The following is a 210-nucleotide window of genomic DNA, read 5'->3' on the forward strand; positions in this document are numbered from 1 at the left end:
TTATTTCAATAATATTACGGATGGTTATTGGGGGGTAAAGGCGGAGTCTAATCCGTTAATGCATACTTCGTCTTTGTCTGTTGAAGAGCAATTTTATATTATTTGGCACGCAACAATGCTCCTGATGTTTAAAGTTATTCCCCAAAAACATCATCAATTGCTGTTACTTGGGGTTACTAGCGCATTATTTTTTTTATCTGAATTTTTAGC

The 210-nt window shown here is 34.8% G+C and carries 1 pseudogene; it reads left to right on the plus strand.

Annotation, left to right across the window (positions count from 1 at the left end):
* Positions 1-210: pseudogene (locus V6256_RS16150) on the plus strand (hypothetical protein); the annotation flags it as partial.

Origin of the sequence: Psychromonas aquatilis, assembly GCF_038155185.1 — a bacterium.
Taxonomy (GTDB): domain Bacteria; phylum Pseudomonadota; class Gammaproteobacteria; order Enterobacterales; family Psychromonadaceae; genus Psychromonas; species Psychromonas aquatilis.